General features: G+C 67.9%; 7 protein-coding genes. 4 read left to right on the top strand and 3 right to left on the bottom strand.

What is annotated here, in order from left to right; genetic code table 11:
- Window positions 1–265: 265 nt before the first annotated feature.
- Window positions 266–1030 (bottom strand): IS6 family transposase, encoded by a 765-nt coding sequence (locus ACZ6BB_RS41895; protein WP_471620333.1) that lies wholly within the window; start codon window positions 1028–1030, stop codon window positions 266–268.
- A 115-nt stretch (window positions 1031–1145) separates the two neighbouring features.
- On the opposite strand from ACZ6BB_RS41895, the gene ACZ6BB_RS41890 reads away from it, so the two are divergent.
- Genes ACZ6BB_RS41890 through ACZ6BB_RS41880 form a run of 3 tightly spaced genes read left to right on the top strand, consistent with a single transcriptional unit; the run spans window position 1146 to window position 4425 of the window.
- The gene (locus ACZ6BB_RS41890) at window positions 1146–2654 is read left to right on the top strand and encodes an FAD-dependent oxidoreductase (protein ID WP_471620332.1); all 1509 of its coding nucleotides are present in this window, start codon (window positions 1146–1148) and stop codon (window positions 2652–2654) included.
- A 15-nt stretch (window positions 2655–2669) separates the two neighbouring features.
- Window positions 2670–3797, top strand: a complete 1128-nt coding sequence (locus ACZ6BB_RS41885; RefSeq protein ID WP_471620331.1) for a hypothetical protein — start codon at window positions 2670–2672, stop codon at window positions 3795–3797.
- A 4-nt stretch (window positions 3798–3801) separates the two neighbouring features.
- On the top strand, window positions 3802–4425 hold the full coding sequence (locus ACZ6BB_RS41880; RefSeq protein WP_471620330.1) for a TetR/AcrR family transcriptional regulator: 624 nt from the start codon (window positions 3802–3804) through the stop codon (window positions 4423–4425).
- Between the two features lie 246 nt (window positions 4426–4671).
- Here ACZ6BB_RS41880 and ACZ6BB_RS41875 read toward each other — a convergent pair whose 3' ends face one another.
- Entirely contained in the window at window positions 4672–4860 is a 189-nt protein-coding gene (locus ACZ6BB_RS41875) for a hypothetical protein (RefSeq protein ID WP_471620329.1), read from the bottom strand.
- Window positions 4861–5039: 179 nt separating this feature from the next.
- Between ACZ6BB_RS41875 and ACZ6BB_RS41870 the strand changes: the two genes are divergently transcribed.
- Window positions 5040–5333, top strand: a complete 294-nt coding sequence (locus tag ACZ6BB_RS41870; RefSeq protein ID WP_471620328.1) for a hypothetical protein — start codon at window positions 5040–5042, stop codon at window positions 5331–5333.
- A gap of 388 nt (window positions 5334–5721) precedes the next feature.
- Here the strand turns inward: ACZ6BB_RS41870 and ACZ6BB_RS41865 are convergent, their stop codons facing one another.
- Window positions 5722–8268, bottom strand: coding sequence for a helicase associated domain-containing protein (locus tag ACZ6BB_RS41865; RefSeq protein ID WP_471620327.1), 2547 nt, complete (start codon window positions 8266–8268; stop codon window positions 5722–5724).
- Window positions 8269–9391: the final 1123 nt, after the last annotated feature.

The following is a 9391-nucleotide window of genomic DNA, read 5'->3' as shown; positions in this document are numbered from 1 at the left end:
TCCAGCGCCACCCGGAACTCATCGACGGCTGCCTCACCGAAACCGGCCTGACCCTCAACCCCGGCACCCGAAGCTAATCCGACAAGGTCAGTAACGACTCGGTCATCGTGGGTTGATCGTGACATGAGGCCGCGCGGGTTCTTCGAGTGTGACCAAGAGGCGCCCGCGCGGCCCTCCAGGAAGCCGATCGGCGCTGTCACGCTGTTGGGTGGGTAGGTGTCTGATGGTGTGTCGCGGCGTGGTGGAGCCCGGTTTCGGGCTGTGCTCAGGCCGTGGCGGCGAGGCCGGCGACTCCGGTGACTCCGGTGATCTGGTCCCAGATGGCGAAGCGGACGGTCATCTCGGCTCGGTAGCCGGGAGCGGTCATCAGATGGCGGCGGGGCCGGAAGTGGGGCGAGATGCCGCTGAACGCGGACAGGAACCGCTGGGCCCCGCCCACGGAGCGGAAGCCTTTCATCGCCCGTTCACGCTGCCTCGTCGGCTGATGGCTGTTCTCCGCCCGGTTGTTCAGCCCCTTGTGCGAGCGGTGCTCGGCCGAGGGCATGACCTCGCGGTGAGCGGCGCCGTAGGCGCGGAGCTTGTCCGTGACGGCCGCCCGCGGCACCGTACGGGTCCTTTTCACCGGACGACGGAAGAATCGCCTGGCCGCGGTCTTGTCCCGCCGGTTCTGCACCAGGATGTCCAGCACCATGCCGGCCTGGTCGACAGCCCGCCAGAGGTACTTCTGCTCGCCGTTGATCTTGATGAAGACTTCGTCCAGGTGCCACTTGTCACCAGGCCGGGGCCGGCGACGGCGCAGCGAATGGGCGTACCGCTGCCCGAACTTCACGCACCAGCGGCGGATGGTCTCGCAGGAGACGATCACGCCGCGCTCAAGCATCAACTCCTCGACCTCACGGAAGCTGAGCGGGAACCGGAAGTACAGCCACACGCAGTGGGAGATCACCTCGACCGGGTACCGGTGCCCCTTGTACGACAGCGACGCACTGCCCACGGACGACCCTCCCAGCTTGATCGACCCGAAGATCATCCCACCGGTCAGCCAACGTGACAGTACCCGCGGGAAGGGTGGCATCTTCAGACCGTACCTGTTACCTTCCCCGCCGCTCATACATTCAGCCATGACATGTATGAATGGAGGTAGCATGCGGGGAAAGACGGCCGTGGTGCTCGGCGGTAGCGTGGCGGGGCTGTGCGCCGCGGGAGTGCTCGCGAGGCATTTCGACGAGGTGATCGTCCTGGAGCGGGACCGGCTCCCGCCGGACGCGCAGCATCGGCGGGGCGTGCCGCAGAGCAAGCACCCGCACTTCCTCCTCAACTCCGGGCGTCGCGCGATTGGCGAGATCTTTCCTGGGTTCGAGGAGGCGCTGATCGCCGCGGGCGGGATGTGCCTGATGCCGTCGATGGACGCGGCGTACTGCGAGAACGCCGGCTGGGCCCCGCGCAAGGCTGGGTCGATGACGATGGTCTACAGCTCCCGCGTGCTCATCGAGCGGGTCCTGCGCGACAAGGTCCGCGAGCTCCCGGCCATCGAGATCCGCGAGGGCGTGACCGTCACCGGACTTCGTTCCACCGGGGGCGGCACCGCGCGCGGGCGCGTCGAGGGAGTTGAGTACCGCGAGGGCGACGACTCGGGCCACCTGTCCGCCGACCTGGTCGTCGACGCGCTGGGGCGTGGCTCCTCCGTCGCCGACTGGCTGAGCACGGCGGGATGGCCGGCGCCGCCGGAGAAGACCCTCGACGCCAAGGTCACCTACACGTCGCGGTGGTACGACCTGCCGCCCGCCGACCGGCGTCCACCGGCGTGGTGGTGGAAGCACCTGGTCATCACTCCGACCCAGGACACCGGCGACCATCCCGAGGAGCACAAGTTCCTCAGCAACTTCTTCCCGATCGAGGGTGACCGCGCCATCGTGTGCATGGGGGCGTGGGGCATGCGGATGCCGCGCGAGGTCGACACCTTCGAAGCCGCGGTGGACCGCGTGCGGGCCAGGTCCTTCGGGCAGGCGACGCGTGCCTGCACTCCGACCTCCGGGGTGCACCTCACTCGTTCGACCGGCAACAAGTGGCGTCGCTTCGACCTGCTCGACCAGCCCCCGCTCGGGCTGGTCTGCGTCGGTGACTCGATCTGCGCGTTCAACCCGTTCTACGCCCAGGGGATGAGCTCGGCGGCCCGCTCCGCGCTCATCCTCGCCGAGATGTTGCACGGCCACGACGTCCTCGACCTCGCCTTCTTCCGCGAGTTCCTCGCCCGGCAGAAGAAGTCACTCGACGTGCCCTGGATGCTCGCGATGGCCCGTGACCAGGCATATGACTTTGCGACCGGGAGTGAGGTCGTCGCTCCCTGGCGCCGCAAGCTGGCCGCGCGCCTCAGCTGGCCGGTCTTCAACGCCATCAACGCCACGAGCCGCGAGGACGCCTACGTCGAGCGGACGTTCGCCCAGGTCTTCAACCTCGACTTGTCACTCAGAGAGATGACCACCGATGTGCGGTTCTGGTTCGGCATCGCGCGCTACAAGGTGCGTCAGCGGCTCGGACGCACGGTCGTGCCCGGCGGGTTCGACGACCAGCAGGATCCGCCCGGCACCGACTTCACCGGCCAGACCCGCGCCGGCAGCTCGCCGTACGCCGAGACCGATCTCGTCAATGACTGACTCGAGGACCAGGGAATGAGCTTTTCATGCGACTCAGCGGCCGAGCGCCTCGCTGGAAGGCTCGGTTTCTCCTGCGATGACGCCGATCCCGTCGTGGACTTCCGCAACCCGTTCGGTCTCGAGAACGGCACCATGCCGTTCCTTGAGCTGCTCATCATCGGCGGTGCGGTGTTCGCCCTCGTCCATGCGTGGCGGCGGTGGCGGCGCGACGACGACCCGGTCAACATCTCTCTGTGGTTCGCCTCGCTCGTCTACTTGGCGGTGATCGAGCCGCCGCTCTACTTCCCGGGCTGGTTCGGCCTGGAGGAGCACGTCGGGTTCATTTTCTCCCACAACGTGTTCACCGTGCAGTTCATGTACGACCGGCTGCCGCTCTACATCGTGGCCTTCTATCCGGCGCTGTCGCAGCTCGCATACGAGGTGGTCCGCGTTCTCGGCGTCTTCGCGCGACGTGGGCTCCTCCTCGGTTCGCTGGCGGTCGCGTTCGTCTGCCAGGCGTTCTACGAGATCTTCGATCAGCTCGGACCTCAGCTGAAGTGGTGGGCCTGGAACCCCGGCAACGAGATGGTCAACGAGCCGGCGCTCGCCTCGGTCCCGATGAACAGCATGTTCCTGTTCGCCTCCGTGTCCTTCGGCGCGATGACCTATCTCGTCGTCCGGCTGGTCGGCGCGAAGGACGGCCGAGGCACGCTCACCGGCCGGCAGATCAGCCTGCGCACCGTGGTCGCCGGCGCCCTGACACCGCTCGCGATGACGGTCGCCGGCGTGCCCAGCAACGTCTTCCGCGGTGGGGACCAGCTTGGGATCCAGCAGGCCATCCTCGGTGCCGAGCTCGCCCTGGTCTGGATCGTCGGCCTCTACCTTCTCGCGGACGCCTGGCGCGCGCGGCGAACAGATCGGGCTCCGGTGGCATCGCCGCTGTTCGCGCGGATCTATCCGGCGCTGTACCTCGGCGTCCACATCGTCCTCTGGCTGGTCGCATTGCCGGCCTACTTCGCGGCAGCCAATGGCATCACCGAGCAGGGCACGCCGATCGGCAACCTGTGGTACACCGTGCTGTGCACCGTAGCCGCAACCGGGCTCATCGTGGCCGTACTCCGCGAGACCACGTCCCGACGGACCGCAACGCCTGTGCGATCCTGAGACCATGGGGCATCACGGCTGGGGAGGCCGGCCTCCCGCATCGGACGCGGAGGCCCGGCAGCGCATCATCGACGCGACCGCCCGCTGCATCGACAGGCACGGCGTCACGAAGACGACCCTGTCCGACGTCGCCGGCGAGCTCGGCGTCACCCGCCAGACCGTCTACCGCCACTTCGGCCGTATCAGCGACATCATCGGCGAGGTGGCGGCCCAGGGCGCCGAGTCGTTCGTCGACCTGATGATCGCGCACCTGCAAGGGATCACCGACCCGGCCGAAGCCGTGGTCGAAGGCATGGTCTTCTGCGTACGGACCATCCCCACCGAGCCACGCCTGAGCCTTCTGCTGCAACTCGGAGACACCACCGCCTTCGGCCGCGGCGCCACCACCGGGGACACCATCGCCTACGGCGCCAAGATGCTGCAGCGCTTCCCCGTCGACTGGGCCGCCGCCGGCATCGACGAGGACGACCTCAACGGCCTCGCCGAGATCATCATGCGACTCCTGACGTCGCTGCTGCAGCACCCCAGCGAGCCACCGCAGGACGAAACCCGGCTCCGCACCTTCCTCAACCGCTGGCTGGCCCCGGCGCTGTCCCGGACATCAGCATCCGCGCACCCACGTTTTTGAACACTCACCCGGTGACGTAAGAGGCAGCACCGAATCGCGAGTCGGGCGCCAACCAAAACGAAACGCAATTGCAGGGTGGGAGCACATTTCCAGAGCGGGGCTCCTGAGCGCGGCGACGTGGAAGGGGCGATCGCGGCATACCAGCAGGCCGACGGACCCGTGGCCCACGACCCCAACTCGGCTTTCGCGCTAGCGCAGCTCCTGGCCCGGCACGGCCGGGGGGAACGAAGCGATCAACGGCCGCTGTCACGTTGTGGGTGTGTAACGACCTGGGGAGCAATTGAGCTCGACGTCGCGGCGGCCGTGTTGGACGACGTTCCCTCTCCTGAGCCCCATTTGCTTCCCCGGCCGCGACTTCGAGGCCGCTCGGATCAGATGCAGCTGCCCGATCTCAGCGACGTTCTTCATCAGTTCGGCGTTCAGCCAGGCGATCATGTGTCCGATGGTGTTGTCCGGCGGGGTCTGCCACGGCAGTGTGGAGGCTGGTTTTCCTTCTTGATCATCTGACGCCCAGTCAAAGTTGACAGTGCCGATCAGTCAGTTGGCGTCGCGCCGGGGACATCGACACCGAAGCCGGCGAGCGGGAGCTGCGCGAGCGCCTGGCCATCCCGTATGTGCCGTCACCCGATTTTGGCGACCCGGAGTTCTTGGTCCGCTATACCTTCGCGATCTTCCTCGACCGCGACGAACAGGTCCGCCTCGTGCAGACTGAACTCGACGCGCGCCTTGCACAGCTGGACAGGTTCCGGGCCCGGGAAATCCGCGATGAGCCCTGGCTGCCCGGCGTCGACCAGCCCCGCATGGCCCAGATCCTGGATCATGTCCACGACTACAAGGACCTCGCGCTGGACACGCACGTGCGCTGGCTTAAGCAGACGCTGGCCGAGCTCACCGAGAAGGGGGGGTGACCTCGGCCGCCCGCAGGATCGGGACACTCGAGGAGAACCCTGCGTCGCGACACGGACCATCACCAGCAGCACGCTGCCTCTTGAGTGCCGGGCGGACCTGCCTCACGGAATCAGCCACGTCGCGCGGGTGGGGACCAAGAGCAGGTCTGGGGAGAGAGCCGAGCAAGGGTGGGGAATTTCAAGAATCGTCAACACCACCAGCTGGTGTGCGGCGCGGTGACGGCGTGGACCAGGACGACGACGGCCTGGCGGCCAGCACCGCCCCGGACCCACGCCCCGGTGAAGCGGACCTGATCGGCCGCCCAGTCGCCCAGTCACTGCCACGGGCGCAGTCGCCCGAGCAGATAGCCGACCGTGAGCGCGGCGGCCGCGGTAACGAGGACGCCCATCATGTCCAGCGCATGCCGATGGCTGCCAGTTGCTCCACCCGCTCCGGCGCCAGGGCCGCGGCCCTGGATCTCTGATTCCCGACCCATGCACCGAGCCTGATCTCTCGTTCGTCCTGGTGCCTGCCGCTCTCGCCGTCGTGATTGTCGTCCCCGCTGTCGACGGCGATCCGTTCGACGTGTTTCCTGGGCACGCGGAGGTGCCCCTCGCGCTCGTAGAACTGCTTGGCGGCGGCGTAGTTGAGCGCCCATTTGTCGGCCTGCGAAATACGGGGCTTGGGTTTCTCGTCGTCGGTGGCGGGTTGGATGCCGAGGATGTGTTCGCACATCCATTGCTGCACGGTGCTCAGCTTGTCCCAGCCCAGCCGGACCGAGCGCACCCACCGGCCAAGGTCCTCGCCCTGGTGCACGACGTCACCCGGCGACGTGGGCAGCGGGCGGCCGGCTTCCAGGTGCTGTCGGGTGAGGTGGAAGCAGCGTTGCCATTCCACTGGCCAGGTGGGGCACCAGGATGGGTCGATGTCCTCGAGCTGCTCGCGCCGTTCTTCCGGCAGCGCGCCGGCCGACGACGGAACGGGCAGGCCGTCGGCACGCCGTTGCTCGTTCTCGGCGGCCTTTCGGGCGGCGGCGCGTGCGTTCTTCAGCCAGATGCCCACTCGGTACCCCTGGTAGGTGGCGTCCAGCGGGGCCAGGAGGTGGCCCGCTTCGGCAGCCCACCCGCGCGCGGCGGCCAGGCCCTCCTCCCACGCGACGTCGAAGTGCGACCAGACCATGCCGAGCGCCTCCAGCTGCTCGATGCGGTCCTCGTCCATGTCGCCGCGGGCGTAGAACCTCCTGGCGTCGGCGATCCATTGCCCCAGTGGGAACCCTGCGAGGGAGGCCGGCCACCCCTCGGCTTCCGCTTCCTGGTCACCGCGGTCGGGGACCCGGTAGGTGAAGGGGACCTTGAGGTTGCCGTGCAGCCGGTGGTAGATGGTGGCGGCTTCGATGCCGCGTCGCCAGTGTTGGTGTTCGGGGTTGAGGACGCGGAGGTTGATGAACGCTGCCAGCTGTGCGGGGTCGCGCGGTGTGGAGAACTTCAGCAGTTCCCGGGCCGGCACCGACAGCCAGTCGCTTCGGTCGTTCTCGGCTCCCTCACCTTCCACCCCGCTGCGGCTCTGTACGCCTCGGACACGGCTTGGTGCCTGTTGTTCGGCGAGTTGCTCAACGATGCGGGTGTCGTGTGCTCTGAGTGCCTCGAGCAGCTTGGCCAGGCCGCCGTACGTCCGGCTGGTGAGCATGTTGTCCGTTGTCTCGCCCGGTCCGAGGAGGACGGGTACGACGAGGGAGGCGGTCTTGCCTTCGCCGGGTTGCAGGCGCAGTGCGCGGCCGACGGCTTGGACGAGGTCGGGCATGGAGCCGCGTACGTCGGCGAAGTACACGGAGTCGCAGTGGGATGTATCGATGCCTTCGCCGAGCACGCGAACGGATCCGAGGAACGTCTTCTCCACGACGGTGCCGTCAGCGGCGATTCCCTTGGAGAACTCGTCGAGGACGCGGCGCCGGTGGAGCGGCTTGTGCTCGCCGCACAGCCAGTTGGCCCAGACCGTCTTCGGGTACAGCTCCGGGTCGGTGGCGTGCAGTCGCTTGGCGACGTGGGGGAGGCCGGCCGCGAACGCTTCGGCCTCCTTCACCAGGTGGTGGAAGACGAGAGTGCGCCGGAAGCCTTCCTCCGCAGAGGCTTTCACCAGGGCGGTCTGCAGGGCGGCTAGCCGCGCTCCGCGTACCTGCTCGGAGCGCGCGTCCTCGCCCAGGAGCTGTGCTGCCTGGAGCTGGTGGTCGGTGATGTCCAGGCACACGACCTGGTAGGGGGCACAGATTCCCCTGTCGATGGCCGCCGACAGCGTCAGGGTGAAACACCTGCTGCCGAAGGGCGAGTTGGGGTCGTCTTCCATCGAGGCCACCAGATCGCCCGGCGCGCCCTGCTCGGAGTCCTCGTCGAGCTGCCACAGCCGCGGCGTGGCGGTCATGTACAGCCGACGCAGGGCGGGGATGCGGGTGTTGTCGTGGACGACCGCCCACGGCCTGCCGATCCGGCCCGAAACCCTGTGCGCCTCGTCCACGACGATCAGCGACCACCCCGGAAGGCCGGCGGCGTGCGCGCGTTCCAGTGTGCCCAGGCCGAGGCTGGCGTACGTGGCGAACACGGTGACTTTGTCCAGGTGGCGGGTCCACTCCACGAGCTCGTCCACGTCCGTGGTGTTCGGGAAGCCCGCATCCTCCCCTCGCAGGGACGACACCCCGATCATCGGGCCGCTACGACCGCCCTCGCGCCACGCGGTCTCGGTCTGGGCGAGCAGGTCCAGCGAGGGCACGAGCACGAGCACACGGCCCGCGCGGAGCTCCTCCGCGCTCCGGGTGGCCACGAGGGTCTTCCCGGTTCCGGTCGCCATGATCACCTGAGTACGAAGTCCGCGTTCGGGCACAGTCGATCTTGCAGGGAATTCGAGCGCACGGAGAACTGCGTCCACGGCTTCTCGCTGGTGGGGACGGAGCTCCTTCGCTGCCATTCTGATCTGCCTTCTCCTAGGGCCGGGCAAGATTTCGCACGAGACAGGGAACAGGAAATCTCAAGCGGTACAACTGAGTCCGGCCCGGCGAGGCCATCCGCGACCGGGGTGACGCATTCGATCAGCGCCAGCCTAAGACGCGTGATCCGAACCGGTCCTGATGCCTAATCTGGGCTACTGTCCCAGTCCAGAGTCTATCCCAGTTTTATTTTGAAGCACACACTCGCTGATATGCCCGGCCAGTTAAGGGAACCCGGTTCAGACGATCGGAAACCCGGCACCCCCACAGAGAAGGGCACATTGATGGAACACCAGCAGGCTGAGCACAGCGACCGGAGCGAGGGAATGTGCAAGGCATGCGGGAGCAGGCCGGCCGTCCCGGCCGAAGGCGGGACGATGCTGTGCGAGCACTGTGCCACCGCGCTTGAACTCCCGGACCCCTCCGGGCTGGTCGAGGATGAGGGCGCTGCGGTCCGGCGCGCATCCGAAAACCGTGACGCGCACCCAGAGCACCGACCGGGCACTGCGGGATGACGATGCCTTCCTGCAGCGGGTAGACGTGGACGGCAAGCAAGCCCAACCACAAGAGCCCAGCGAACAGGAGGCCCGCGCCCGAAGGGCCATGAGGACTTGGCGGTGGGTCAGATGGCCGGCCCTGTTCCTCACCATCAGCTGGGCGGGTCGGCTGGGTGAGAGCACTCGTCAAGGGGGAGCAGGGGTGACCCCTGGTGAGCACTGCCATCTGGGCAGCGGTGACCGTGCGGGGCTTCATGACCCACCACCAGATCAAGACCACAACCCCGCCGCCCCCACCGCTCCTAGCCAGCCCGGTCCGCGATAGCGGGCCGAAGGGACTGCAGGCGCAGCCGGAAGGACCGCCAGGCGGGGGAGCGCAGCGAACCCGCCGTACCGGGGCCGGAGCGCAGCGGAGACCCCGGCAGGGGACGAAGTCCCCCGCTCCGGGAGCGCAGCGGACGGAGCACCAACCCGACTGCGCAGCAGTCGGGTTGAGCGGGACGCGCAGCGTCCCGCCAGCGCTTCCGCGGAGCGGAAGCGCAACACCCGCGCGCAGCGCGGGTGTTCGCTTGCACATCGCGCAGCGATGTGGTACCCGCTCCGCGGG

The organism is Streptomyces sp. NPDC041108, from assembly GCF_055592645.1.
The sequence above is the reverse complement of the archived record's forward strand: the minus strand, read 5'-3'. Positions and strand labels throughout refer to the sequence as shown.

Bases quoted from the DNA above. Each gene is read 5' to 3' on its own strand.
- ACZ6BB_RS41875 (WP_471620329.1), bottom strand. From the start codon at position 4,860: ATGATCGCCTGGCTGAACGCCGAACTGATGAAGAACGTCGCTGAGATC.
- ACZ6BB_RS41890 (WP_471620332.1), top strand. From the start codon at position 1,146: ATGCGGGGAAAGACGGCCGTGGTGCTCGGCGGTAGCGTGGCGGGGCTG.
- ACZ6BB_RS41880 (WP_471620330.1), top strand. From the start codon at position 3,802: ATGGGGCATCACGGCTGGGGAGGCCGGCCTCCCGCATCGGACGCGGAG.
- ACZ6BB_RS41895 (WP_471620333.1), bottom strand. From the start codon at position 1,030: ATGATCTTCGGGTCGATCAAGCTGGGAGGGTCGTCCGTGGGCAGTGCG.
- ACZ6BB_RS41885 (WP_471620331.1), top strand. From the start codon at position 2,670: ATGAGCTTTTCATGCGACTCAGCGGCCGAGCGCCTCGCTGGAAGGCTC.
- ACZ6BB_RS41865 (WP_471620327.1), bottom strand. From the start codon at position 8,268: ATGGCAGCGAAGGAGCTCCGTCCCCACCAGCGAGAAGCCGTGGACGCA.